This window comes from Candidatus Thermoplasmatota archaeon, from assembly GCA_022848865.1.
GTDB lineage: Archaea > Thermoplasmatota > Thermoplasmata > RBG-16-68-12 > JAGMCJ01 > JAGMCJ01.
This window is the reverse complement of record JAJISE010000003.1, coordinates 46,842-71,311: the sequence shown is the minus strand read 5'-3', so window position 1 is coordinate 71,311 and position 24,470 is coordinate 46,842. Positions and strand designations below refer to the sequence as shown.

Here is a 24,470-nt window from a genome sequence, read left to right as displayed (position 1 = left end):
ATCGAGGTCGCGCTAATCTGGCCCATTCTGAGCGGAGACTTCGTGCTCTTCGTGGGTGCGACTCTGACAATAGCGATAGGGAAGACCGTGGGAGCCTGGGCGATCTTCTTCCTTGGAATAAGGGTCGAAGACAACATCAGGAGATGGTCCGAGAAATACAGATTCTCGAAGTGGTTCGTCGGGCTGATGACCAGGTTCGTGCGAAGGACACGCCATGTTGGTCTACTCATACTCCTGAGCATTCCCTTGATGCCGGACACGGTCCCGATATACATCTACTCCCTCTTCAACACGGAGGGAGAGGTCCTGAGCATGAACGTTTTTCTTGGTGTCAATTTCGTCGCTGGGGTGATCCGGTCGGCAATAGTCGCGGCGGTGTTTGTGGCATTTGGCTTCGTGGCAGTCTAGATACGCAACTATTTTGTCCTCGAAGGAGATGACCACCTGGATGTTCAGGATACCGGCAATAATGACATGTGATGAGCTTCTGGACACGGCGTTCAAGAGAGTCTCGAAGGTCTCCGTGGGAGGGAGGAACAAGAAGGAGATTGCCAAGAAGACGTCCATCAAGAAGATCGACGTCCTCAACGACGTCATCGTGTCCACTCTGACTCGGTATCAGAAGAAATCCTCTTCGGTGGACAGTCTTCACCCTTTCTATTTCGAGATAGTTGACATACTCGTCGGCAAAGACGATCTGAAGAGGTCATTGGGCGCGCTGAAGTGGTGTGCGGAGAAATCCAGCGAGATCAGGAGGACCTACATCAAGAGAGTAAGAATAGCGAGGAACCATGCGGAGATCGAGGCCCTCAGAAAGGAGGCTTTCGGCCGGATATCGTCGTTGTTGAAACAGACGTCCAGTAAACTGGATTTCCTAATCGAGGCAAAGAAGAGACTGCGAAAAATGCCTTCCATTGATCCATCAGTGCCCACGATAGTCATCGCTGGGTATCCCAATGTGGGCAAGTCCCTGATCGTGAGAGCGATGTCGTCCGGGAAACCGAGAGTGGAGAATTACCCATTCACGACGAAAAAGGTGTCGTTGGGGCATTTCGACAAGGACCGCACGCGTTTCCAGGTCATCGACACGCCAGGTCTTCTCGACAGGGAGATGGCCGAAAGGAACGAGATTGAGAGACAGGCCATTGCGGCTCTGAGGTTCCTGGCACATTCGATCGTCTTCGTCCTCGACATGACCGAGACTTGCGGATATGAGGTCGCGAAGCAGGAGAGCCTCATGAGAGACATCTCCGAACAGTTCCAGGACATCCCCCTTGTCGCGGTCGAGAACAAATCTGACCTGATGAGACGGGACTCTCCTCGCTTGCAGATGTCGGCACTCACTGGTGATGGAGTTGAGGAGGTCAGGCGGGTTGCGGCGGAAGCGGCTATATCCCGCGCTCTTGAAGTCGCTCGTGCTCAGGAATCTCGTTGATATCTAGACCTCTCATTGGATCCCCGAGGGATTTCGAGACCTCCGCGATAACCGAGGGGTCATCGAAGTTCGTCACGGCCTCAACAATCGCTCTTGCCATTACGGGTGGATCCCCGGACTTGAATATCCCAGAGCCGACGAAGACACCATCACAGCCGAGCTGCATCATGATGGCCGCATCGGCTGGAGTGGCTATGCCGCCCGCCGCGAAATTCACGACGGGGAGCCTCTTCATCTCCGCAATCTCCTTCAGCACATCGTGAATCTCCTCGACCATCGTGGAATACGTCTTCCCGCCAAAAATCGTCATCGTCGAGAAGTCTGCTTTCTCATCTGCCATGTGTGACTTCACGAACCCAGCCAGCGTAAGGTACTTCTCAGCGAACTTCCCGGCGGTTCTGTGCATCTCGGATTCGGACAGGTCGCCGAGTCTGCAGATGGAGGAATTCATTATCCTCATATGGCGGACCGCTTCTACAACGTTTCCCGTTCCCGCCTCACCCTTTGTCCGCATCATCGCGGCACCTTCGAATAGTCGCCTGGCCGCTTCGCCCAGGTTTCTGGTCCCACACACAAAGGGTATCTTGAACTGCTTCTTGTCTATGTGGAAGAAAGGATCCGCGGGGGTCAGAACCTCGGACTCATCGACCATATCGACCCCGAGGGTCTCCAGGGCTTGGGCCTCCGCAAAATGACCGATCCTGGCCTTGGCCATGACAGGTATCGTGACCGATCCGATTATCTCCTCAATCCTCTTGGGGTCGGCCATCCTGGCGACGCCCCCCGCAGTTCTAATGTCGGCAGGAACTCTCTCGAGGGCCATCACGGCAACGGCACCTGCTTCTTCGGAGATCACGGCCTGCTCGGCGTTTGTGACATCCATTATGACGCCGCCCTTCTGCATTTTCGCAAATCCCCTCTTGAGCAGTTCGGTGCCGAACCGCAGTTTACTCAGATCAAGATCTAAAGGCATTTCTCATCACCCACTGGGACATCTCTCTACTCCACGTGGTTATTTCTAATTTTCGGTTCTCTGAGGGCGGGCCAAGAAACTTCAATAGGTTCTTATAGGATTCGATTGAATGACAACTGGGTGGGTAGAATCTTGCCGGTGATATGCGTCACAGGTATGCCCGGTTGTGGGAAGGAAGAGTTCATTAAAGTCTGCTCGGACCATGGATATCAGATCACTAGAATGGGCGATGTCGTGAGGGAAGAGGCCCAGAGAAGGGGGTTGCCTTTCAGCGATGCGAGCGTTGGCGGCATGGCCGACGAGGAGAGGAAGATCCACGGTCCAAACGTATGGGCTCGGAGGACGCTTCCGTTCGTTCGATCATCGAAGTGTGTGATAGACGGGTTGAGGAGCGATGCCGAGCTCAAAGTCTTCCAGGATAGCTTTGGCGGTTCCCTGAGACTGGTTGCCATCCGATCGTCACCCGAGACAAGGTTTCGAAGACTCGTCGCCCGAGGAAGAGAGGACGACATTCTGTCACGAGACGAGTTTGACAGGAGAGAAAGGAGAGAAACTGCTTGGGGTTTGGGTGCGCTAATCGAATCCGCGGATGTCAGAGTGGAGAACGAAGGGACCTTGGAGAACTTCAGGAAATCCATAGAGGACTACCTCAGCGGGCTGGGCGAATGAACATTCTGCACAATGTCAGGTTGAGGACGTACTCCCACGCGACTGAAGACCAGTCAAGAGTGGAGTCGGCCATGAGGTTCGTTTCAGGAGCTCAGAAGGTGGAGACCGAGACACTCAAGGGACATCACGGCAACCCAGTGGTGAAGATCACGGTCTTCCTGAACAAGAGAAAGGACCTGGAAGCTTTCCTTGAGAAGCTCAGAGATGTGGGTCTCTTTTCGAGAATCCTCGCCTCGCTGAACAGAAGATTGGACGAGGAAGGGAGTCTCCACATGAGATTCTCAAAGCAGGCTGCATACAAGGGCACGATCGAGATGACCGAGAAAGATGATGCGGTATCAGTTGTTGCCAAAGTGAGAGCTTACCCAGCCAATCGGGACGTGGCAATGGGAGTGCTGATGGAAACGCTGCGAGAGGAGTGATTCGTTGCACTTGACGGCTGATCAGGAGGAGTTGTTGGAGAACGGCCATTTCGGGGAAAGGAAGGCGATGGAGATACTCTGCGCTCTCGGCGACATCTTCGGCGCTGACCGTCTCGTTCCGATAAGCTCAGCGCACGTCAGTGGCGTCTCGTACAAAACGATAGGGGACGCGGGGATCGAGTTCCTCACAGACATGGCGCAGGGGACGAGAGTGAGGGCCAGAACGACTGCCAACCCGACAGCGATGGACAGGCAGAGATGGAAGGAGATGGGGATATCTGCTGATTTCGCCCAGAAGCAGCTAGAAATCGTGGGGCTGTATGAGAAGATGGGTGTAGAGGAGTCTTGGACGTGCACACCGTATCTTGCGGGCAACCGACCATCCCAAGGAGATATCATCGCCTGGGCGGAATCTTCCGCGGTGGCATTCGCCAATTCGGTCATTGGGGCCCGCACGAACAGGGAGGGCGGGCCATCTGCGTTGGCCTCAGCACTGACGGGCCTCACGCCACGATACGGCCTTCACATCGACGACAACAGGAAGGCAACGGTGATCGTGGAAGTCTCAAGCCCGCTGAAGGGAAAGGACTTCGCCAGCCTGGGATGCGTAGTGGGGGAGTTTGCGGAGGACGGGGTCCCGTATTTCCGAGGCCTGTCCGCCAGCGAGAGTGAAATGAAGTCCCTGGGAGCCGCTCTGGCATCGACGGGCTCAATCCCCCTCTTCCACATTGAGGACGTGACTCCCGAGCACAGGAACGCGGTTGCCGACGAATTGGAGAGAATCGATATCGGCCGAGAGGAGCTGGATGAGAAGGCAGAGGAGCTGGGTACGGAGGAGGAGGAGGAGCCCGACATAGTTGCCATCGGGTGCCCTCACCTTTCAATGGAGGAGCTCAAGGATCTGGCCGGTCGTCGAATGAAGAAGAGGAAAGGGACCGAGATATGGCTATGCACGAGCCGCCATGTATACAGCCAGGCTAGAGGCCTTCACGACCGGCTGGAAGACATCGGGAAGGTGCTCTGCGACACGTGCATGGTCGTCTGCCCGATAGAAGACAGAAGCAGAGTGGTGGCAACGGATTCCGGAAAGGCTGCATTCTACCTCCCCAAGTTCTGCTCACAGGAGGTCGTGTTCGACGATGTCGGAAGTCTGATGAGGAGATTCCTGTGAAACTCATAGGTAGAAGGATATCAGGAGGGGGGGCGGAGGGTATCGGGTTGGTCTCGACTTCCCCTATCTCATTTCTGGGTGACGTCGACCCACAGAGCGGTCTGATAACAGACCACAAGAGCGATATCTCTGGTGAGTCCATCCGGGGGAAGGTTCTTGCATTCCCGTTCGGAAGAGGCAGCACGGTCGGATCCTACGTCATGTACAGCACAAAGAGGAGCAGACGAGCTCCTGTGGCGATTGTCAACGAGAGGGCAGAAGCGGTGGTGGCAACTGGCGCAGTGATATCTGGAATCCCGATGATTGATGGAATCGACGTTGGCCTCCTGAGAACAGGGGACAAGATGGTTGTAGATGCCGAGGAGTCCTCCGTTGAGCTGCCTGACGTACAGTTGAGGCGGGCGGTCACGTCCTTCCTCTTCAACAAGGGAAGAGTCCTGCTGTTGAAGAGAAGCGAAGAGGTCGGCACGCAGAGGGGGAAGTGGGCTGGTGTCTCTGGTTACTTGGAGGACGACGAGGACCCGGTTGATAGGTCCAGGCAGGAGATCCTTGAGGAAACCGCCATTGGGAATCCATTGCTCAGAAAGGAGGGAAAGCCCATCCTGGCACGCGGGAATGACACCATCTGGGAGGTTCATCCCTTCTTATATGAGGTCGACACAAGAAAGATCACGATTGACTGGGAGCACGTGGAGTACCGATGGATTCGGCCGGAGGAAATCTCAAGCTATGATCGCGTGACCAGACTGAAGAGAGTGCTTGATAGCCTCATGTAGTCACCGGGAACTCCACGATCTGGTTGGGGCAGATATCGGCGACATGCCCAACGGTGGGTGCTAAGGATAGGGACCCAGAACAGTATCCACCTCGCGTTCCAGCAGATTAAGCTGGTGTTCATCGAGAGTTGCAGGATTGACTGATATCAGGAGTATGGACCTGTTGATGGCAATCTGGTCGCGAAGGGATTGGATGAGTCGCAGGACGGTTATGAAGTTGTTGTTCGTAATCAGATATTCGATGCCGTCGAGAAGCACGATCCCGGATTCCTTGGTGATAAACTGCTCGAGGGAGAGGCTCAGCTTCTCCAGGTCCTTGGGGCGGACGGAGTCCTCTTTCCCCACATTGCTGAGCCAGAGGATAGGAACGTCTTCGAGGCCGTGTGCCTCCCTCACCTTGTCAGGATAGATTCGAGTGACGCAAAAACCAGGTTTCCCCTTCTCGATGCCCTTCAGGAGCATTCTGAATGTGTAGTCCGATCTCTCTTCCTTAACGAGATACGTGAAGGCCTCATTCAAATCGGGGATCTCGATCTCTGCGTCCGCGATTGGAGGTTCCTCCACCTCGGCTTCGAGCCCCTCTGGCACGGGTTCGGGTTCTTCAGCAACCTCCTCGGCCACGTCCTCGATAGGCTCCTCAACCTCCATAAGTGGTGCCTCCTCGGGAACAGCCTCCTCTGCGGGAAGCTCTTCGGAGACCTCGGCCTCTACCGGGGGAGCTTCCTCCGGTTCCCCCTCGACGGGAACCAGAGATGTTCCGCAACGCCGACACACGGTCGCATCAGCCTCGACCTTCGTCCCACAGAGTGGACAGACATGCTCGACTTTACCGAAGTGATCTGCCAGGAGGAATGCCAAGCTCTCGCGTATGCCCTCGACCTGCCGTATCTCTTCGAGGTCGGCACCAGCTAGCCTGTCGTAGTCGTATCCTTTCGAGAGAAGCCACTCCGCATTCTCCACAGAGACTCCCCCGATGTGTGTGAGGGTGTCGATCTTGTCCTTGATTACTGTGGCTGCCGCAACCTCCATGAGCTGGGCCCCACAGTGCTCACATATGAGGGCTTCGGCCGAGACCTCGTTCTTGCACTCGGGGCAAATGTGCTTCTCTTCTTCGATGGACTCCCCGCATCGTGGGCAGACCGTCGTCCCCGAGGACAGGTCTATATCGCAGAAGGGACAGACGAAGGCGCGGAAGGCCCTTTCCTCCAGAGAAAGCGATAGGAAGTTCTCAATCCTCCTGACATCGAGTTCATCCATTCCCTCTATCTTCCCGAGTTCTCCACTGGTTGCCTGCTCCAAAGAAGCGAGGCTATTGTATCCTGCATCATACATGAGTACAGCTTTCTTCTCATTGATGCCTGGAATCTGTGTGAATGTGATTAGTGCCTCCTTCATGTAGAGAGGCGTGATTCCGATGGTGACCACCTCTCCCTCGATGTTCCATTCGACGACGTACTCTTCGTCGATGTCGACCTTGGAGAGATGCAGATCTCTTGACCTTGTTTCGGTTGCTATGAAATCCTTCCATCTAGCTACCAGTCTCAGCAGTTCCTCTCTACCCTTCACCTTGGTGCTCACGAAATCCTCGACATCGAGGTCGATCTCCTTCCGCATCTCCTGGATTCTTCGAATGGTCTCGCGGGCGAACCCTTCGCCCCTGATTTCCGGGGTGATTTCCATATCAACGAATATCTCTCCCTTGTCGTGGGCCACGCTCACGACGTTCTTGGGGAGCTTCATTCCGATTTCCACCATCTCAGGATCGACTCGGATGACGTGGCCCTCGATTCCAAGGACGTACTGGCCTTTCCTTATCTCTTTGGCAACGACGTCGGCGGGCCGACTCTCCAGGAGAGTCGCGATTTTGCTGGACCATTGCTTGTACGCCTTTCCGATCGCGGCTTCCTTTGGTTTGACCTGGAGCACGTAGTCGTCGAAATCCTGACCTGGCTGCAGAATATCCAACTCCTTGCAGTTGGTCTGATTCGCGAATACATCCCGAAGGACATCGAAAGCTTCGTACGCGGAAGCATCGGCTGGCTTCACCGTAATCTTCCTCACTGGCCAGCGGAGTTTGAGTCCCTGTTTCTGTCTGACCTTGAGCACGACCTCGACAATCTCTTGAATCGTCTCCATCTGATTCTCGAGCTTGGAATCGATAAGCGACTCGTCGGCCTCTGGCCAGTCACACATGTGAACTGTCAATGCCGTTCCATCCAAGTTCTGGTAGATGGCCTCCGCGATGTGTGGGGTAAATGGCGCAAATATCTTCGCGATAGTAGTGAGGCATTCGTGAAGGACCTTGTAGGCGGAAAGCTTGCTCCTGTCCTCCTCCTCAAGCCACGTTCGGCTCCTGATCAACCTGACGTACCATCTGGACAGGTTGTTCAATATGAAGTCCTCCACCTCACGGCAGGCCTTGTGGATATTGTAGCTCTCGAGTTCCTCCTCGGCGAGGATCTTGACCTTCTGCAGTCTTGAGAGTATCCATCGATCCTCGGGCCTCATATGATCGGAGAGACTATCCAGGGACCACTCTTCGGGGTCGAAATCGTCTATGACCATGTAGGTGGATGCGAACCTCTGAACGTTCCATAGTATGTTCAATGTTCTCTTGGCATTCTTCACTTCATCCACCTGGAAGCTTATGTCCTCCCAGGGGGCACTGGTTCTGAGAAGATAGAATCTTAGAGCATCGGCACCGAACTCATGGACGATGCCAGAAGGTTCTATCGTATTCCCCCGACTCTTGGACATGGGCAGACCTTCGGAATCGTTCAACCAGCCGTGCACTAGGACAGACTCGTAGGGCGCCCTGTCGAACGCGATCACTCCAGCCCCCAACTGTGAATAGAACCAGCCTCTGGTCTGGTCGGGCGCCTCTGTAATCCATCTCGCCGGCCACCATCTCTTGAATTCATCCCTTCTCCCGGGATATCCCAGCTGCGCCCAGGAGCAGACTCCAGAGTCGAACCAGACATCTAGAATGTCAGTAATCCTGTGCATTTCCTTCTTGCAGGCCGGGCAAGTCAACACGATCGAGTCTATGGAAGGCCTGTGGAGGTCCATTCCCTCGACATAGTTCTCTCCTTCGCTCAGCTCCTTGGAGGATCCGACGACGGTCATCTCCCCGCACTCGCATTTCCAGATTGGGAGTGGGATGCCCCAGTATCTCTGTCTCGAGATGCACCAGTCCCTCGCATTCTGCACCCAATCGTATTGTCTCGATGCTCCCGCCCATTCGGGCGTCCACTGGATCTTGTCCACCTCCTTGAGCATCTTGTCTTTGAGTCCCTTCACCTTCAAGAACCACTGTTCCGTGACGCGGTAGATGATTGGCGTCTGGCATCTCCAGCAATGCCCGTATCTGTGCGTGATGTCCTCCTCGTTGAAAAGGGCCCCTGAGGCCGTCAGATCGTCGATTATCTTTCGATTGGCTTCCCTGACATGCATGGTCCTGTAATCCCCAGCGTCTGTCGTGAAGTAACCCCTCTCGTCCACGGGACAGAATGCTGGCAGGTCATGCTGTATGCCGATGTCGAAATCCTCAGGACCGTGGCCGGGGGCCATGTGAACGATTCCAGTGAACTCATCAGTGACTATGTCGGATGCCAGGACCTTGTGAACCCAGTTGCCCCGTATCTCATCCAGATAGGGCACATTGTTGGCTAATGGATGCTTGTATTCGAGGCCGACCAGTTCCTTACCAGATACAGTCTCCTTCACATCATAGTTCAGGACGTCCGGCGTGCTGCCCATCACCTGCTCGACGTTTCCCTCGTAGAGCCATACGTATTGGCGGCTGCCTTCACGTGTGACCAGCACCTTCGCGTAGTTCAGGTTCGGGTGAACGGCCGCGGCTAGATTGGCGGGAAGCGTCCACGGAGTTGTCGTCCAAACGAGCATGTACTCGTCCTCGCGGTCGACGAGGGGGAACATTACGAAGAGCGACGGGTCGGTCTCGTCGAAGTACTCGATCTCAGCCTCCGCAAGGGCCGTCTCGCACCTCGGGCACCATTGAAGAACCCTCTGGGCCTGGTCAAGCAGTCCCTTCTCGTGGGCCTTCTTCATCGTCCACCATGCGCCCTCTATGTATGAATTCTCGATCGTCCTGTAGGGTTTGTCCCAGTCCATCCAGACGCCCAGTTCCTCGAACTGCTGGGTCATCTTCTCCTGGAATTGCAGAGCGAAATCCCTGCAGGTATCCACGAACTTCTTGATTCCCAGCTCCTCGATTTGCTTCTTGTTCATGATGCCGAGGGAACGCTCGACCTGGACCTCGATTGGCAGGCCGTGCATGTCATAGCCAGGCTGGTCCCTGACATTGTATCCGTGCATCCGTCTGAAGCGGATAATCAGGTCCTTGATTATCTTGTTCCAAGCGGTTCCAAGGTGCGCAGACTCGGTTGTATATGGAGGCCCGTCCAAGAAGAAATAGTCCTCGCCTTCCTTTCTGCTCTGCTTGGTCTTGCGATACGCCTTGGATCTCTTCCAGAAGTCTCTTATCCTCGTCTCAAGCTCATACGGACTGTATTCTTTCTCGGCTTGCTTTATCATCGCAATCCTCCTGTGAGGTATTCCGACGCAACTGCACTTTTTTCATCGGTGCGGCCGCAACTGGTCTATACCCAAGACCATGTATTTAACTGTTGACCAGATAGTTGCGAGGGCCGGGACCGAGAATTCCAGAACCCCAGCCCTCACTGGGATTCGTTTGAACTCGGGACAAGGGATCCACAGTCCCTGAGGATAACCAGGCTACCCCACCCCGGCCACTCGGTGTTTGATATATCATCTCGGATAAAGACTTTCCTCAGGCGGCGCTGCCTATTCCTTGCGATCGCCTCAAGGAAATCATGAATGTTTCGTCAGCAACTTGCCATTCGATTGTGTATCCATCCTCGCCCTCTATGCTCTCCTTGGTAACGAATTCGACGCACTTCGAATTTGTCTCCTGAACGATTCTATCTTTCTGAGATTCGAGCTCCACAAGGAGCCCTTCATTCGCGGATATCTTGACTTCGACCTGCTGTTCATCTTCGAGATTCATGTCCTTCCTCATTTCCAGTATTCTCCCAACAATCTCGGTCGCGATGGACGATTCGTCCGCCTCGTCGGACTCGGCTCTCTCCGTCACCCCGGGAGAAGGTCCAGAATCGCTCGTCTTTCCGGTTTGAGGGAAACTGACGTACAAGCTTCCGCCATTGAACTTCTGTCTCACGACGTTGTCTGGCAATAGAATCTCGAACGAGACCATGCCGGGGTTGATTTCCACGCTCTGCCCCTCGATTCCCAGGAAGTACGCACCCTTGTCGAGCCCTCTCTTGATTTTCCAGGCCGATTGGGATTTGAGCAGCGTCTCAATCTTCTTGGCCCAGAACCTGTATTTCCCCATAATCATGTCCAAGTGGGGGATTGCCTCAATCTTGAGCCCGTCCCATTCGTCGTCCACGGGGACAGTCTCCAATTCCCGTATGTTGGCCTCGCCTTTGATCACTTTCTCGAAGGTCTCCACCGTTTCCCTGATCTCTTGAGTGTCGGGAAGCACGGCAACGAGAACGGGGACGTTGGATTCCACTCCATTCTCAGACCGAGCCTTCGCAACCGCACTTGTGACCCTGTTTATGAGATCCAGATAATCCCTAAGCCTTTCCTCGTCATCCAGCTCTCCAACCTCGGATTTGAGAATCTCCACGCTGAGCGTAGAGTAGGCTTTGTCCCGGGACATGCCAGGATGCATCTCTCCCTCGTCCTCCGTTGGCATTGACTCAGCAACCTTCTTCCAGATATCCTCGTAGCCCATCTCTTCTATTTCCCTGGTTATATCAATGATGAGCTTTTCGGCTTCGTCCGGGGCGAGAGTGCGCTCGGTAGACCTCCCAAGACCGAAGGCCTTGGATATCATACTATCATCGAGGGCGCCGAGATCTGCACCTGGGAATTCACTCATGAAGAGGAGCTTCCTAACGATCTCTCGGATTCCCTCCAGTCCTTCCATGCTCCCGTTCCAATCGTGTAGAATCCCGCCATAAGTCCCCTCAATCTCTTTCAGGACCTCGATTATGTAGAGCGGCAATAACCTGGGTTCATCCCCCACGACGACGGTGGCAAGATGGACCGATTTCCCTCTCTCTATGAGGACCTTGCTGTCTCCGAAGTCGAGCTTAGAAAGGCCAGTGCTCCCCTGCTGTGAGAAGGAGTCTTTCACGAAGCTCTGAACTGCCCCGATCATCGTGCTGAATGCTCTCTCGTTCAGATCTTCCCTGTACTTCCTGGACTCGCGTACGACCAGGTTGCCCTGGTTGTGTATCAAGAAGACATCCTCAATGAGATACGTCCCGGAGTTTTCAATATTCAGGTTCTCTTGGGCAAACGTCTCGTAGATCTTGTCATCGAAGGGACGCCTGTAGGATATGCTTGCATCGATTGGTGTTTCACCCGACTTCTTCGGCCTTATGCCCACATCGAGGTGCTTCTTCTCGTTGACATCTATCTCGGAAATGGGTTCAAGACCCTTCACTTCGAAGTCACCGTCGAGCCTGACATCAACATCCTTTGCTTCCAGATTTCCTCTATTCTCGACTTCGACACGATACTGGTTCCACGCATCGTCCTGGAATCCTCTCTTCGGAAGGCGGACGTGGAGCCTGGGCCTTCTCTCCTTAAGAAACTCGTCTATCTTCTCCCTGGCAGAGCCCTCGGCTGCCTCGACGATGCGCTCCAGTTCATCTAGATTCCCATCCTCCAGCAGGGATCGAGCGTCAGAGGTCAATTGCACTTCTTCGTCAACGCCCAGACCCGCTTCCTTCGCCCTGTTCACGAGAGTGGCGATCTCGTTGAGGCGTTCTTCGGCCTCGGCGAGGAGAAGCTTCTTCTTGATTCCTTCAACAGGGGACTCGAGCCGCTCGAGGTAAGCCTCCATCTTGTCGATATCGTCAGAATCGAGCACTCTCTTCGCATCCTCCATGAGGTCATCGGCTTCAGTCACATCGAAGCCAAGCTCACGAGCTTTGGACACAACGGAGGCTAGCGAACCTATTCTCCTTTCGATCTCACCTTTCCAGCGCTTGTTCCTCGACTTCTCCACGACTCCTCCCACGGAGGCGAGTAGCCTTGAGACCTCCTCAGTATCGGAAGACTGGTAGGACGATTCGGCAGATCTAAGAAGACGCTCGGCCTCAAAGATGTCGAGACCTTCCTGCTTGGCTGCATCCACAAGGAGTCTTGCTTCGCGCATGTTCTTCTCGGATTCGAGTCTCTGGATCTCCAAGCCGCCTCTGCTCATGATGTCCTTGATCCTTTCGGTAACGGATGCGATCGTGGCAAACTCCCCGCTGTTGATCGCCTGAGTGGCTATCTCAAAAAGCTCCTCTGCTTCCTCCATTCTTATTCCCAGCTCATGGGCCTTGTCGACTATCTCCTTGGCAGCTGCAAGCTGGTCCTCGACCATTGCTATGTATTGGACTCTCGCCGAATTGGCGCTATCCTCTGCATCTCGAACGAGGTTCCAGGCCTTCTTCCAGTCTTGCTTGTCCATGTTTTCCATAGCATCCTGGATCAGTGTCTCGGCCTCAGTGATGTCCGCTCCCGCTTCCTTCGCCTCCTCTATGGCACTGATAGTCTGGACAACACCGCTCTTTTCCAGTCCGACGAGGTCGGCGCCAGCTGCGTCGGAGACATACATCAGTTTCCTGATTATCTCGTCTACCCCATCAAGCTCACTGAGCAAACCGCTCCAGTTCTCCAGGACGTCGGCATACCCACCCTCGACCTCGCCTATTGTCTCGACCATGTGAAGGGGCAGGAAGGTGGGTTCATCTCCCGCTACGACGCAGGCGAGGTACACGTGAGGACCCCTCTCGATGACTATCATGTTGCCGCCGAAGTCGAGCCTCTTGAGCCCCCCTTCACTTCTCGTTTTGAAGGAATCCTTGACGAATTCCTGAACAATAGTGAGCATACCGGAAAAGATGTCCTCATCGATATCCGTGCGGTGCTTTCTAGTCTCATGGCCTATGAGCCTCCCATCGTTGTGGACAAGGAAGACATCCTCCACGACATAGGTTCCATAGACCTTGACGGAGAGCTGCCTCGTCTCATCATGACCGTAGACCTGATTGTCGAAAGGCCTCTGGTACGAGACGGACGTATCGACCGGGAGGTCTCCCTCTCTCTTGGGTTTGACTCCCACCTCTATCGTCCTCTTCTCATTGGGATCTATCTTCGGGATAGTCTCCAGGCCCCTGACTTCGAAGTCACCTTTGAGCTGTATGTCGACATTCTCGGACCTGAGGTTACCCTCGTTGATTATCTCCAGAATCAAGCGGTTCCACACGTCCGCTTGGAAGCCCTTCGTGGGCATATTGACGAAGACCTTCGGATACTTGTCCTTGATGAAATCCTGGATCTTCTTCCCGGCTGATACCTCCGCTCTCCGAATGAGATCCTTTGCCTGCATGATCTCCTGCTTCCCCAAGTACTCGTCTGCCATGCCAAGGAGCGACTGAGCGTGTTCGATGTCGATGCCCAATGCCTTGGCTCCTGCGATCATCGTGGCTATGCCCTGGCTCTTGGCCCCGAACCGCTCGATGATCTTCTCCTTCTCGGCCTCTCCCACTATGTCCCGAATCCTTCTGGAAAGCTCCATGACGGCATCGTAGTTCTCTTCGAAGAGAGCCTCTCTCGCATTCTTCAGGATGTCCTTCGCCTCTGGGACATCGGCCCCCATTCTCTCAACGTCATCGATGGCGAACGATGCGCCCTCAAGTTCGTCCTGAGCCTTTGTGATGATGAACAACCTCTTTGCCTTCTTGGCGGACAGGTCAACTTTGGGAACAAAGGCTTCGATCTTCTCGAATTCTCCCCTCTCGAAGTCGATGGACGCTTTGCGGTAGAAGGTCTCCGCCTCATCTACGTCTAGACCAAGCTTCTTCGAGTCGGTGATCATGACTTCCATTCTGAGGAGGCTGCCCTTTGCAACGTCAACAACTCTCTCCTTCTTCGCCCTGTCAACGAGATTCCGCGCGATCTCAGCGTATTGGAGCGCTTCGTCGATGTGGCCCTCCTCAAGAGCTCTGAGTCCGTTCCTGACCGTTTCTCTGGCGCTCCCAATGTTGAGGTTCTCCTTTCTGGCCTCATCCGCCTGCTTCTTCGCCCTTTTCAGAAGGTCCCTTGCAGCGATCGTGAGCGACTCTTTCAGACTGAGCGCCATCTCTTCGATTTCCGAGAGTATCTCCTCGGACTTGGCGATGTCCCTCCCCTGGAAGGCCTGTTTCACTTCCTCGAAGAGATCCTCGACGTAGGAGATGTCGACTCCGACCTTTCGGATCTCGTCAACGATCTCCCTGATGTCTCCCAGCCTCTTGGACACACCGAGCATCTGGATGGGGATGTCCTCATCCGTGGCTCCGAGTTTCCTCTTCTCCTTCGCGAGCCAGGTTCTAAGCTGAGACAGGTATCTACGAGCGCGGCTATTGTCGCCCTTCTCCAGAGCCTCGCGGACTTTCTCGGCTATGCCATCGGCCCGCGTTATGTCGACCTCGATTGACTTGATGTACTCGATCTCCTGGCACATCGATTCGAGAGAACCCTCGATTTCATATCGACGTGTCGTGCGGTCTACCTGCTTCTGAGCCTCCTTTGTCAGGCTCTTTACTTCATCGAATTCCCGCTTCTGGAGAGCGGCTTTAGCCTGGTGGAGTGTCTCCTCGACTTCGCTAGTATCCGCCCCTGCGGCTCTGGCTGAATGCACGGATTTTCCCGCTTTCTCGACAAGATCTGAGGCCCTCTTGAACCGCTTGACCTCGTTGACCTCGGTACGGGCTAGTTTGAGGTATTCCTGGACTTCCCCGTAAACCGCCCTTTCAAGAGACTCCTCGGCGCTCTTGAGGTATTCTCTGGCCACAGCGACGTCTGCCCCGATTTCATAGGCATAGTCGAGCTTTGGCTTGAAGTTCTGGATCATCAGGCGGGCTCTTCTCTTTCTCTTCGCCTCTGCCGCCTCCTTCTTCGCATTTCTGACGAACTCGACGACATCGCCATAGATGCCGTTTTCGAGAGCGATGTCCGCCTTCTTGACAAGGTCGTGGGCTGTCGCAACGTCTGCACCAAGCTCTCGAGCCTTGTCGACGATGAGCTTGGCGTTGAGAATCATGAGCTCCTTCTTCCTCCTCACATTGGCCTCTCTCGCCTTCCGAAGAAGGATCTTCGCCTTGCCCTCTGCCTCCTCGAAGTTCTCTTCTGACAGTATCCTTCTCACGTGGTCCAGAGCCACGTGTATGCTGGCAATCTCTGCACCGCTTCTCTTCGCGGCCCTCAACGCTTTTTCCACACTGGAGATGAGTATCAGAACCCGCTTTTTCGCCGAGATGGGTCCAATTTTCCTTCGAGGAGCCTTCTTCATTCCCGTCTCTGCAAGAGAATGACCGCAGTAATTGCAGAACCTGCTATTCGCTTCCAGCTTCGCCTCGCAGCGGGGACATTCTATCCTCTTCTCGTCTCCCATCGAATCGCACAGCCCCTTGCTCAATAAGTTGTTGAAAGGCGTGTATAAAGGTGACTGCCTTGTTATCAGATTTGATACTCCCAGGTGTTCCACGCGGAATCGCTGTTGACGTGAGGAACGGGGCCGCACGAATGCGTCTCTTGAGGCCGTCGATGATCGACAGAATCGACCCCAAGCGCAGTTAACCCGATTCCACTGGCTCGCGTGTGACGACTGGCCACAGTGCATAAGTGTTATATAGGACTGCTATCATCTGACTGACGCTCTGCCTTGGCCAGACGCCCTGGGTGAACAAGGAACCCAACGATATGTCCCACTGCTTTTGGGGATATACTTGAGGCGCCACGGTCAAGGGCTCAACTCGGAGCATCCGAATCGGAGAAGCCAGAATGCCGAAAAGACACAGGCCCAGACATGGCTCCATGGGGTATTCTCCCCGTAAGCGGGCCGCGAGTGAGATCCCGAAATTCTCATCTTGGCCCGATATCAGCGATGGCCCCAGAGTCCAAGGGTTCGCAGGATACAAGGCTGGAATGACTCATGCGCTTGTCGTGGACTACAGGAAATCGAGCACGACCAGTGGTCAGGAGGTTCAAGTCCCTGTCACGGTTATCGAGGTCCCTCCGATGAAGGTCGCTGCCGTACGATTGTACAAGGACACGCCTTACGGACTTAAAACAGTCACCGAAATCTGGTCCCAGAAGCTTGACAAGCATCTCAGGAAGAGGCTCCCAGTACCGAAGAAGTACGATACCGACAAGGCGTGGAAGGAGGTTGACCCAGTCAAGGTGGATGAGGTCAGAGTGCTTGTGTACACTCAGCCATATCTGGTCACAGGTGTTCCCAAGAAATCGCCTGAGATCATGGAGAACAGAATCGGTGGAGGGACGATTGAGGAGAGGCTTGAGTACGCGAAGACCATCATTGGGAAGGATCTCGATATCCAGGATTTCACCCGAGAAGGGGATGTCATTGATGTCGCAGCGGTAACGAAGGGCAAGGGCTTCGGTGGTCATCACAAGAGATGGGGAACGAAGCTCCTCTCGCACAAGGACAGCAAGAAGCGAAGAGGCGTCGGAACGACCGGGACGTTCAGACCGGGGTATACGAGGCCTACCGTTCCGCAAGCTGGACAGGTTGGATATCACCAGAGGACAGAGTACAATAAAAGGGTCCTTAAGATAGGGGAGAACGGAGAGAGAATCACGCCCGAAGGAGGATTCCTTTCGTACGGCGCTGTGAGGAACGGCTACATCCTCCTTCACGGTTCGGTCCCCGGTCCGACGAAGAGACTGGTAAGACTGAGGAACGCAATAAGGCCAACCTTTTCACCGGTTGACAAGGTTGATCTTGAATACATATCAACAACATCGAAGCAGGGAGCTTGATGGCTAAGAAGAAGGACAACGAAGTGAATGTCTACTCGGTCGAGGGGGAAGTAGTCAGAACCATCGAACTTCCAGAAGTATTCATGACCAGCATCAGGACGGATCTCATACGGAGAGCCGTGGTCTCGGCCCAGGCCAACAGGCGGCAGTCATACGGTCCGAGTCCCAGGTCGGGCATGAGACATGCGGTCTCCACGTGGGGAAAGGGTCGAGGAGTCTCTCGCGTCCAGAGAATGACAGGGCAGCGCACGGGGGCGCAGTCTCCGGGCACTGTTGGGGGCAGGAAAGCGCATCCGCCAAGACCCGAGCATGACTGGTCAAAGAAGATAAACAGGAAGGAGAGAGCGATGGCAAGGGCATCGGCTCTCGCCGCGACCAAGGACGCCGGGCTCGTGGTGAAGCGCGGACATGTTTTCGAAGCTGATCTGACGCTTCCAGTAGTTGTTGAGGACGACATCGAGGTCCTGAAGACGACACAGGAAGCCACAGAGCTTCTACAATCTATCAAGGTCTATGATGATGTGCTCCGTGCAAGCAAGAAGAAGATCCGGGCGGGCCGCGGAAAGATGAGGTCGAGGAGGTACAGACGGCCCCGGAGCGTACTCGTTGCCCTCTCATCCAGCTCAGAATCGAGCCGTGCATTCACAAACATACCGGGCGTGGATGTCTCCACCTCGAAGCACTTGAACACTGAGATTCTAGCTCCAGGAGGAGAACCGGGAAGGCTCGTCCTCTTCAGTGAGAGCGCTCTGGAGGAGTTGAGAGCATGGTGAAGGGTAGCGAGTTCGAGATCCTCCTGCATCCCTACGTCACAGAGAAGACTATGACTGGCATCGACGGCACGGCGAAGCAGGACCTCAGGGATGGGAACAGGCTCGAGTTCATTGTTAAGAGATCCGCGACCAAGAGGGAGATTAGGGAGGCTTTTGAAAGCCTCTTCGAAGTCAAGGTGGAGAAGGTCAACACGAAGATAAGAAAGGATGGGAAGCACGCCGTGATAAAGCTCAAGGAAGGCTACTCTGCGAAGGACGTCGGTGACAGGATTGGAGTGTTCTGAATGGGGAAGAGACTGAGAACGCAGAGAAGGGGCAAGGGCTCCCGCACATACTCCTCACCCAGCCATCGGCACAGGGGACCGGTTCATCTGCCCAAGATAGATGACCTTGATGGAGTGGTCGTGGACCTCGTCCATTCCCCGGGCCACACCGCCCCACTCGCCAAGGTGAGGTTTGGTAGGAATGATGTGTTCATGCTTGCATCTGATGGCCTCCAGATCGGCGAGACCGTCAGCATCGGGAAGGTCTCAGTGGAGCGCGGTCATGTCCTCCCCCTTGGTAGGATTCCTGAGAGCACCCTTATCTTCAATGTAGAGTCCAAGCCGGGAGACGGAGGCAAGTTCGCTCGCTCGGCCGGAACCGCCGCCATGATCCTCAGCCACGGTACAAGGACAGTCGTGAGGCTCCCATCGGGGAAGTTCAGGTCGTTCGATCCGAAATGCAGAGCCATGGTTGGCGTCGTTGCGGGAAGCGGGAGAGGAGAGAAACCCTTCGCGAAGGCTGGCAAGAAGGTGCAGGCCCTCAGGAGCAGAGCGAAAGCCCCGTTCAAGACAAGCGGTGTCGCGATGAATGCTGTGAGCCACCCCCACGGAGGAGGCAGCCACCAGCATGTGGGTAAGCCGAGCACTGTTTCGGCTAATGCACCGCCGGGAAGGAAGGTCGGAAGGCTGTCCTCAAAGAAGAAGAAGAAGCAGAGGAGATGAGATGGCAAAGACAAAGACTTCAGGTTCCTCAAAAGCCGCCAGAAGGCGGACGAGAAAGAAGGAGGGTGCGATTGAGATTCGAAGGAGGAAGGAGTTCACCTACAGAGGATACAGCCTTCCAGAACTGCAGGAGATGCCCTTCGACAAGTTCGTCGAGCTTTTGCCAGCAAGAGCGAGGAGGACCATCAACAGGGGGCTCAACGACGAGCAGAAGACGTTCGTAGATAAGGTCAGAACGAACGAGAAGGAAGTGTTGAGGACTCACAGAAGAGAGATAATCATCCTCCCTGACTTCGTCGGAAGGAGGATAGATGTATACAACGGGAAAGAGTTCGTCAGGGTCGACATCAAACCAGAGATGATTGGCCACTATCTTGGCGAGTTCGCCCTCACCAGGAAGCCCGTGAAACATTCGGGACCAGGCGTGGGAGCTACGCGATCATCCAAGTACATGCCACTGAAGTAGGAGGAGAATGATGGGTTACACCGCAACACCGGAAGAAGAAGACATCGCAAAGGCAATCGGGAAGGAGATTCCGATATCGCCGAAGAAGTCGGTCGAAGTGTGCACAGCACTTAGGGGGATGAACGTCGAGGAGGCAAAGGATCTCCTCGAGGAGGTCATCGAGAAGAGGAGGATTATCCCCTATAGAAGATACAAGAAGACGATTTCTCACAAGAAGGGCGGAGTTACGGGAGGTTACCCAGTTCGCGTTGCTAAGGCCATACTCAAGGTTCTCAAGGACGCGCAATCGAACGCAGAGATGAACGAGCTCGACCCGGAGACAATGAGAATCGAGGTCATCGCGGCCCATCCCGGTCGGCGGATCGAGGGATTCAAGGCGAGAGCGAGGGGGAGAAGCACGCCCTGGAACAAGGAGACGGTCAACATCGAGGTCATACTCAGGAGCGAGGAGGAATAGTTTGGCGAACGAGAGAAAGATCGTAGAAGAAAAAATCCGCAGGATACTCCTGAAGGAGTACCTCATGGCGAAGACACAGAGAGCGGGCTTCGGCGGTCTAGACATTCAGAGGACTCCGATGGGATACAGGGTCACACTCATCACTGAGAGACCTGGATTGGTCATAGGAAGAAAGGGAGCCACGATAAAACGCCTCACTCAGGCGGTTGAAGCGAGATTCGGGTTTGAGAATCCCCAAATCGAGGTCCAGGAAGTGCAGGACGCAAGCCTCAATTCGCAGATAATGGCCGAGAAGCTGGCGAGTGCCCTCGAGAGGGGCTGGCACTTCAGGAGAGCGGGGCACTCGACAGTCAGGAGGATAATGGGTGCTGGAGCCAAAGGATGCCTTGTGGTCATCTCAGGCAAGATAACAGGCCAGAGGCACAGGATGGAGAAGTTCAAGGCTGGGCACATCAAGTTCTGTGGGGAGCCCAAGCAGCTCTGGATGAGAGAGGGGTTCGCCATTGCCAAGGTCAAACTCGGAGTCATTGGAGTGAAGGTCATGATCATGGACCCAAGGGCGAGGCTTCCAGATGAAATCGACATAATCGACCGTGAACCAAGAGATGAGGCGGAAGAACCTGCGGCAGACGAACCGACGGATGTCGAGGAGGCCCCTGCAGTTGAGGCAGAACCCATCCCGAAAGAGGAAGTCTCGGATAAGAAGGCCAAGCCGAAAGAAGTGAAGGAGAAAGCGGAAACCAAGGAGGTTGAGAATGGCGCTGCTGAGGACAAGCGAGATAAGGGAGATGAACATCGAGGAGAGGCAAAAGAAGCTGAAAGAGCTCAGGAATGACCTCATGCACGAGAGAGGAGTCGCAGCAATGGGCGGTGCTCCAGCAAGCCCGGGAAGGATTAGGGCAATCAGGTCCAACATATCACGATTACTCACGATAATCCAGGAAGAGGAGACGAAAGGAGAGGAGGCAGTCAAGGAGGAAAAGAAATAATGGCTGGGATCTGCCCAGTTTGTGGGCTTCCACAAGAATTGTGCATGTGCGAAGAGATAGCCAGGGAACAGCAGCGCATAAAAATCTACAGCGACAGGAGGCGCTATGGAAAGATGGTCACGATTGTCGAGGGAATCGATGCCGCCGACATCGACATCGATGACCTGGCAAAGAGGCTGAAGACGAAGTGCGCTGCAGGTGGCACAGTGAAGGACGGACGAATCGAGCTCCAGGGGGAACACAAGAAGAAAGTCAAGCTTGCCCTGGAGGATATAGGGTTCACAGTCGAAGTCAGATGATATGAAGAGGTCTACGATGCTCCACAAACATGAGTTGATAGGGCTGGAAGCAGAGGTCATCAGCTCGACTTGCAGTAACCTTGTTGGGTTCAGGGGGACTGTTGTGGACGAGACCAAGAACACGGTAGTGATTGACGTGAAGGACGTGGAAAAGACCGTACCGAAGCAAGGAACGCTATTCAGGTTCCATATCGATGGAGGTGTTGACATAGACGGAGCGAGGCTCCTCCACCGTCCGGAAGACAGGACAAAGCGAGCGAGGTGAAACATGCCGAAGAAGAAGGCGAGAGATATCGGAATGGACGTTCCCACTCCAAAGAAGAGCTGCGATGATGCTCACTGTCCTTTCCACGGGAATCTTCCAGTAAGGGGTCAGACCCTGAAAGGCAAGGTGAAATCCAGCAAGATGAAGAACACGATAGTCGTGGAAAGAGAGTACATCAGGCTGATACCGAAGTACGAGAGATACGAGAAGCGAACAAGGGAATACGTGGCTCACAGCCCCCCGTGTCTGGAGATCGAGCGTGGGGACAGCGTGGCGATAATGGAATGCCGCCCGCTCAGCAAGACCGTAACATACGTGGCGATCGAGAAGAGGGAGGACTAGCCGAATGAAGGGGATAGCCGGAAGACAGACAAGAGGCCTCCCAAAGGGAGCGTATCTGGATTGCATAGACAACACTGGAGCGAGGGTCGTCCAGATCGTGGAGGTCCCCAAGTATCACGGACGGTTGAGACGGTATCCGAGCGCCGGAATCGGCGATCTACTTGTGGTGAGCGTGAAGAAGGGGACGCCTGAGATGAGGAAACAGCTTGTGTATGCCGTCATAGTCAGACAGAGAAGGCCGTTCCGAAGATCGGACGGAGTGATGGTTCAGTTTGAGGATAATGCCGTGGTGATTACAACGCCCACGGGCGAGACGAAGGGCACGGACATCAAAGGCCCCGTGGCGAGGGAAGCTGCCGAAAGATGGCCTCGTATCGCTGCGACGGCATCGATGATAGTATGAGGGTGTAACGATGAAAAGCGGGAAGGCTAGAAAGCAGAGAAAGGATCTATACACAGCCCCCTGGCATACGAGGAGGAAGAGGATGTCTGCCCATCTATCCGAGAAGTATCTCGGAGACGAGAAGAAGGCCTACCCGCGCGCTGTACCCGTCCGCAAGGGGGACACCGTGCGTATCACCCGTGGGACCGACAGGGGTCACGAGGGCAAGATTGCCACGACGGACACGAAGAGCATGACGATTACAATCGAAGGGCTGACGAGAAAGAAAGCGGATGGTACCCAGATCGGAAAGAAGATCCATCCGTCAAACTTGATAATAACGAAGCTGGATCTCTCCGACCCTGTGAGGAGAGAAAAATTCGAAGCGCTGGGAGATAGAGAATGAAGAAACACCTGAAACGACTGGCGTCACCAAGGAGTTGGATGATTCCAAGGAAGAAGCACAAATGGGTCGCAAGACCGAGACCAGGACCCCACGGCTTGGAAGAGTCGATTCCCCTGCAGATCATCCTGAGGGACACGCTCCACTACTGCGATAGTGCCAGAGAAGCGAGGATGCTCCTTTCATCTAGAGGGGTTCGAGTAGACGGGAAGCCCATGAGGGACCTGAAGAGAGGCGTCGGTCTGATGGATGTCCTCTCGTTCGAGCAGAAGAAGGAGCACTTCAGGATGCTGATCGACACGAAAGGCAGGCTTCGACTAGTTGGAATAGACGCCAAACAGGCGAAATGGAAGCTCTCGAGAATCGAGGGGAAGACTACCGTGAGAGGCGGAAGGATTCAGCTCAACATGTTCGACGGCAGGAACATCCTCCTCGACAAGAATGCATACAGGACTGGAGATGTCTTGAAGATCAGCGTTCCTGACCAGAAGATAATGGACCACTATGAGTTGACGAAAGGAAACGTCGCCCTCCTTGTTGGTGGGAAGCATGTTGGGGAGCTAGTCAAGCTCAAGGAATACGAGGAATCCAGAAACCCGAGGGAGAACGAGGTCACGTTCGAGGAGGGCTTCAGCACTTCCTTCAGAAACGTCTTCGTCGTGGGCAAGAAATCCCCTGAGATTAAGATACCAGAAACAAAGGTCGTCTAGACGAATAAGTGAGTGATATGAGAGGCTTAAGAATCGAGAAAACCGTGGTCAATATCGGCGTAGGCGAGGCAGGAGAGAGACTCATCAAGGCTCAGAAGGTTCTCGAAATGCTCACAGGCCAGAGGCCAGTAGAGACCATTTCAAAGACGACGAACAAGGATCTTGGCATTAGAGAAGGCATGCCGATTGGGTGCAAGGTGACGTTGAGGGGCGAGAAGGCTGAGGATTTCCTCAAGCGAGCCCTTTGGGTGAAGAACAACAGACTCGCGAACTATAACTTCGACCCTGAGGGGAACTTCTCGTTCGGTGTCCCTGACTACACGGAGTTCGAGGAGATGAAGTACGATCCCGAGATCGGAATCTTCGGGATGGACGTCTCCGTTAGTCTAAAGCGCCCTGGCTACCGGGTGACCAAGAGAAGGAGAAGAACGTCAAAGATCCCGATTAGGCACAGAGTGACCCGTGAAGAAGGGATTCAGTTCATACAGGACAGGTTTGAGATTGAGGTAGTCGGATGAAACCGAAGAAGGAGTTCGGAAGGAAGAGAGGCTGCAAGCGATGCGGGCGCAAGCGGGGCATCATCAGAAGGAGCAGAATCTATCTCTGCCGCCAATGCTTCCGCGAAGTTGCCTTCGAGCTCGGCTTCAGGAAGTACTCATAGGTGATAGGCGTGCAGCATGATCCATTGAACGATGCCATGGTTCGCATAAGGAATGCGGAACTCTCTGGGAAGAGGAAGTGCTTGATTAGGCCATCCTCGAAACTCATAGCCAGAGTACTCAAGGTGATGCAGGAGAACAGGTTCATCAGGAAGTTCGAATACATAGAGGATGGCAAGTCTGGAATCTTCGAGGTGGAACTGAACGGAAACATAAACAACTGTGGTGTCATCAAGCCCCGCTTCTCCGTGAAGAGGGTGAATCTCGAGAAGTACGAGTCAAGGTTCCTGCCCGCCCAGAACTTCGGTGTCCTCATTCTGACGACGACGGAAGGTGTACTGTCTCACTCGAGGGCCAAGGAGCTCGGTGTTGGCGGAAAGCTGCTCGCGTTTGTGTATTAG

Annotated in this window: 26 protein-coding genes, 1 tRNA gene and 1 pseudogene; 24 read left to right on the top strand and 4 right to left on the bottom strand. The window is 54.5% G+C overall.

Going from position 1 to position 24,470, the window contains the following annotated elements:
* Window positions 1–408: hypothetical protein (locus LN415_01370; protein MCJ2555744.1), on the top strand; the 408-nt coding region annotated here is incomplete at its 5' end.
* Window positions 409–436: 28 nt separating this feature from the next.
* On the top strand, window positions 437–1,435 hold the full coding sequence (locus tag LN415_01365; protein MCJ2555743.1) for a 50S ribosome-binding GTPase: 999 nt from the start codon (window positions 437–439) through the stop codon (window positions 1,433–1,435).
* Here the strand turns inward: LN415_01365 and pdxS are convergent.
* Window positions 1,389–2,408, bottom strand: coding sequence for a pyridoxal 5'-phosphate synthase lyase subunit PdxS (pdxS, locus tag LN415_01360; GenBank protein ID MCJ2555742.1), 1,020 nt, complete (start codon window positions 2,406–2,408; stop codon window positions 1,389–1,391). The genes LN415_01365 and pdxS overlap by 47 nt on opposite strands.
* A gap of 138 nt (window positions 2,409–2,546) precedes the next feature.
* On the opposite strand from pdxS, the gene fliE reads away from it, so the two are divergent.
* The 5 genes and pseudogenes from fliE to LN415_01335 all read left to right on the top strand — a co-directional run bounded on the left by fliE (window position 2,547) and on the right by LN415_01335 (window position 5,446).
* On the top strand, window positions 2,547–3,077 hold the full coding sequence (gene fliE, locus LN415_01355; protein ID MCJ2555741.1) for a flagellar hook-basal body complex protein FliE: 531 nt from the start codon (window positions 2,547–2,549) through the stop codon (window positions 3,075–3,077).
* Complete coding sequence (locus LN415_01350; protein MCJ2555740.1) at window positions 3,074–3,499, top strand: hypothetical protein; 426 nt, start codon at window positions 3,074–3,076, stop codon at window positions 3,497–3,499. Before fliE ends, LN415_01350 begins: the two co-directional genes overlap by 4 nt.
* Window positions 3,500–3,503: 4 nt before the next feature.
* Entirely contained in the window at window positions 3,504–4,670 is a 1,167-nt protein-coding gene (locus LN415_01345) for an aconitase X catalytic domain-containing protein (GenBank protein MCJ2555739.1), read from the top strand.
* Window positions 4,667–5,056 (top strand): annotated as a pseudogene (locus tag LN415_01340) (DUF126 domain-containing protein). The gene LN415_01345 and the pseudogene LN415_01340 overlap by 4 nt, the downstream one beginning before the upstream one ends.
* 6 nt (window positions 5,057–5,062) lie before the next feature.
* Complete coding sequence (locus LN415_01335; GenBank protein ID MCJ2555738.1) at window positions 5,063–5,446, top strand: NUDIX domain-containing protein; 384 nt, start codon at window positions 5,063–5,065, stop codon at window positions 5,444–5,446.
* Window positions 5,447–5,506: 60 nt separating this feature from the next.
* Here LN415_01335 and ileS read toward each other — a convergent pair whose 3' ends face one another.
* From ileS to LN415_01320, 3 genes are all read right to left on the bottom strand, one after another.
* On the bottom strand, window positions 5,507–10,003 hold the full coding sequence (gene ileS / locus LN415_01330; GenBank protein ID MCJ2555737.1) for an isoleucine--tRNA ligase: 4,497 nt from the start codon (window positions 10,001–10,003) through the stop codon (window positions 5,507–5,509).
* A 111-nt stretch (window positions 10,004–10,114) separates the two neighbouring features.
* A tRNA-His gene (locus LN415_01325) sits at window positions 10,115–10,219 on the bottom strand.
* Window positions 10,220–10,259: 40 nt separating this feature from the next.
* Entirely contained in the window at window positions 10,260–15,950 is a 5,691-nt protein-coding gene (locus LN415_01320; GenBank protein ID MCJ2555736.1) for a hypothetical protein, read from the bottom strand.
* A 389-nt stretch (window positions 15,951–16,339) separates the two neighbouring features.
* Between LN415_01320 and LN415_01315 the strand changes: the two genes are divergently transcribed.
* Genes LN415_01315 through LN415_01235 form a run of 17 tightly spaced genes read left to right on the top strand, consistent with a single transcriptional unit; the run spans window position 16,340 to window position 24,470 of the window.
* On the top strand, window positions 16,340–17,338 hold the full coding sequence (locus LN415_01315; protein ID MCJ2555735.1) for a 50S ribosomal protein L3: 999 nt from the start codon (window positions 16,340–16,342) through the stop codon (window positions 17,336–17,338).
* The gene (gene rpl4p, locus LN415_01310; protein MCJ2555734.1) at window positions 17,338–18,111 is read left to right on the top strand and encodes a 50S ribosomal protein L4; all 774 of its coding nucleotides are present in this window, start codon (window positions 17,338–17,340) and stop codon (window positions 18,109–18,111) included. The genes LN415_01315 and rpl4p overlap by 1 nt, the downstream gene beginning before the upstream one ends.
* Window positions 18,105–18,395 carry a 50S ribosomal protein L23 gene (locus tag LN415_01305; GenBank protein ID MCJ2555733.1) on the top strand — a complete coding sequence of 97 codons (291 nt, stop codon included), beginning with the start codon at window positions 18,105–18,107 and terminating at the stop codon, window positions 18,393–18,395. Before rpl4p ends, LN415_01305 begins: the two co-directional genes overlap by 7 nt.
* Window positions 18,396–19,097, top strand: a complete 702-nt coding sequence (locus LN415_01300) for a 50S ribosomal protein L2 (GenBank protein ID MCJ2555732.1) — start codon at window positions 18,396–18,398, stop codon at window positions 19,095–19,097.
* Between the two features lies 1 nt (window position 19,098).
* Window positions 19,099–19,563 carry a 30S ribosomal protein S19 gene (locus LN415_01295; protein ID MCJ2555731.1) on the top strand — a complete coding sequence of 155 codons (465 nt, stop codon included), beginning with the start codon at window positions 19,099–19,101 and terminating at the stop codon, window positions 19,561–19,563.
* A gap of 7 nt (window positions 19,564–19,570) precedes the next feature.
* Window positions 19,571–20,020, top strand: a complete 450-nt coding sequence (locus LN415_01290; protein MCJ2555730.1) for a 50S ribosomal protein L22 — start codon at window positions 19,571–19,573, stop codon at window positions 20,018–20,020.
* Between the two features lies 1 nt (window position 20,021).
* Entirely contained in the window at window positions 20,022–20,855 is an 834-nt protein-coding gene (locus LN415_01285) for a 30S ribosomal protein S3 (GenBank protein ID MCJ2555729.1), read from the top strand.
* Window positions 20,776–21,009: a 50S ribosomal protein L29 gene (gene rpmC, locus LN415_01280; GenBank protein MCJ2555728.1), complete on the top strand. Its 234-nt coding sequence runs from the start codon at window positions 20,776–20,778 to the stop codon at window positions 21,007–21,009. Before LN415_01285 ends, rpmC begins: the two co-directional genes overlap by 80 nt.
* On the top strand, window positions 21,009–21,308 hold the full coding sequence (yciH, locus tag LN415_01275; GenBank protein ID MCJ2555727.1) for a stress response translation initiation inhibitor YciH: 300 nt from the start codon (window positions 21,009–21,011) through the stop codon (window positions 21,306–21,308). The genes rpmC and yciH overlap by 1 nt, the downstream gene beginning before the upstream one ends.
* A gap of 16 nt (window positions 21,309–21,324) precedes the next feature.
* Window positions 21,325–21,573 carry a ribonuclease P protein subunit gene (locus LN415_01270; GenBank protein ID MCJ2555726.1) on the top strand — a complete coding sequence of 83 codons (249 nt, stop codon included), beginning with the start codon at window positions 21,325–21,327 and terminating at the stop codon, window positions 21,571–21,573.
* Between the two features lie 3 nt (window positions 21,574–21,576).
* A complete protein-coding gene (locus LN415_01265; protein ID MCJ2555725.1) occupies window positions 21,577–21,915 on the top strand; it encodes a 30S ribosomal protein S17 in 339 nt (112 codons plus the stop codon).
* Window positions 21,916–21,919: 4 nt separating this feature from the next.
* Complete coding sequence (locus tag LN415_01260; GenBank protein MCJ2555724.1) at window positions 21,920–22,318, top strand: 50S ribosomal protein L14; 399 nt, start codon at window positions 21,920–21,922, stop codon at window positions 22,316–22,318.
* Window positions 22,319–22,328: 10 nt separating this feature from the next.
* Window positions 22,329–22,703, top strand: coding sequence for a 50S ribosomal protein L24 (gene rplX / locus LN415_01255; protein MCJ2555723.1), 375 nt, complete (start codon window positions 22,329–22,331; stop codon window positions 22,701–22,703).
* Entirely contained in the window at window positions 22,700–23,410 is a 711-nt protein-coding gene (locus LN415_01250) for a 30S ribosomal protein S4e (protein MCJ2555722.1), read from the top strand. The genes rplX and LN415_01250 overlap by 4 nt, the downstream gene beginning before the upstream one ends.
* Before the next feature lie 17 nt (window positions 23,411–23,427).
* Entirely contained in the window at window positions 23,428–23,928 is a 501-nt protein-coding gene (locus LN415_01245) for a 50S ribosomal protein L5 (protein ID MCJ2555721.1), read from the top strand.
* On the top strand, window positions 23,925–24,071 hold the full coding sequence (locus LN415_01240) for a 30S ribosomal protein S14 (GenBank protein ID MCJ2555720.1): 147 nt from the start codon (window positions 23,925–23,927) through the stop codon (window positions 24,069–24,071). The genes LN415_01245 and LN415_01240 overlap by 4 nt, the downstream gene beginning before the upstream one ends.
* Before the next feature lie 9 nt (window positions 24,072–24,080).
* A complete protein-coding gene (locus tag LN415_01235) occupies window positions 24,081–24,470 on the top strand; it encodes a 30S ribosomal protein S8 (GenBank protein MCJ2555719.1) in 390 nt (129 codons plus the stop codon).

Coding starts and splice junctions, on each gene's coding strand:
- LN415_01300 (MCJ2555732.1), top strand. CDS start 18,396: ATGGGGAAGAGACTGAGAACGCAGAGAAGGGGCAAGGGCTCCCGCACA.
- LN415_01305 (MCJ2555733.1), top strand. CDS start 18,105: ATGGTGAAGGGTAGCGAGTTCGAGATCCTCCTGCATCCCTACGTCACA.
- yciH (MCJ2555727.1), top strand. CDS start 21,009: ATGGCTGGGATCTGCCCAGTTTGTGGGCTTCCACAAGAATTGTGCATG.
- LN415_01290 (MCJ2555730.1), top strand. CDS start 19,571: ATGATGGGTTACACCGCAACACCGGAAGAAGAAGACATCGCAAAGGCA.
- pdxS (MCJ2555742.1), bottom strand. CDS start 2,408: ATGCCTTTAGATCTTGATCTGAGTAAACTGCGGTTCGGCACCGAACTG.
- LN415_01320 (MCJ2555736.1), bottom strand. CDS start 15,950: ATGGGAGACGAGAAGAGGATAGAATGTCCCCGCTGCGAGGCGAAGCTG.
- ileS (MCJ2555737.1), bottom strand. CDS start 10,003: ATGATAAAGCAAGCCGAGAAAGAATACAGTCCGTATGAGCTTGAGACG.
- LN415_01295 (MCJ2555731.1), top strand. CDS start 19,099: ATGGCAAAGACAAAGACTTCAGGTTCCTCAAAAGCCGCCAGAAGGCGG.
- LN415_01245 (MCJ2555721.1), top strand. CDS start 23,428: ATGAGAGGCTTAAGAATCGAGAAAACCGTGGTCAATATCGGCGTAGGC.
- LN415_01240 (MCJ2555720.1), top strand. CDS start 23,925: ATGAAACCGAAGAAGGAGTTCGGAAGGAAGAGAGGCTGCAAGCGATGC.
- LN415_01365 (MCJ2555743.1), top strand. CDS start 437: ATGACCACCTGGATGTTCAGGATACCGGCAATAATGACATGTGATGAG.
- LN415_01315 (MCJ2555735.1), top strand. CDS start 16,340: ATGCCGAAAAGACACAGGCCCAGACATGGCTCCATGGGGTATTCTCCC.
- LN415_01270 (MCJ2555726.1), top strand. CDS start 21,325: ATGCTCCACAAACATGAGTTGATAGGGCTGGAAGCAGAGGTCATCAGC.
- LN415_01250 (MCJ2555722.1), top strand. CDS start 22,700: ATGAAGAAACACCTGAAACGACTGGCGTCACCAAGGAGTTGGATGATT.
- rpmC (MCJ2555728.1), top strand. CDS start 20,776: ATGGCGCTGCTGAGGACAAGCGAGATAAGGGAGATGAACATCGAGGAG.
- rplX (MCJ2555723.1), top strand. CDS start 22,329: ATGAAAAGCGGGAAGGCTAGAAAGCAGAGAAAGGATCTATACACAGCC.
- rpl4p (MCJ2555734.1), top strand. CDS start 17,338: ATGGCTAAGAAGAAGGACAACGAAGTGAATGTCTACTCGGTCGAGGGG.
- LN415_01350 (MCJ2555740.1), top strand. CDS start 3,074: ATGAACATTCTGCACAATGTCAGGTTGAGGACGTACTCCCACGCGACT.
- LN415_01260 (MCJ2555724.1), top strand. CDS start 21,920: ATGAAGGGGATAGCCGGAAGACAGACAAGAGGCCTCCCAAAGGGAGCG.
- LN415_01265 (MCJ2555725.1), top strand. CDS start 21,577: ATGCCGAAGAAGAAGGCGAGAGATATCGGAATGGACGTTCCCACTCCA.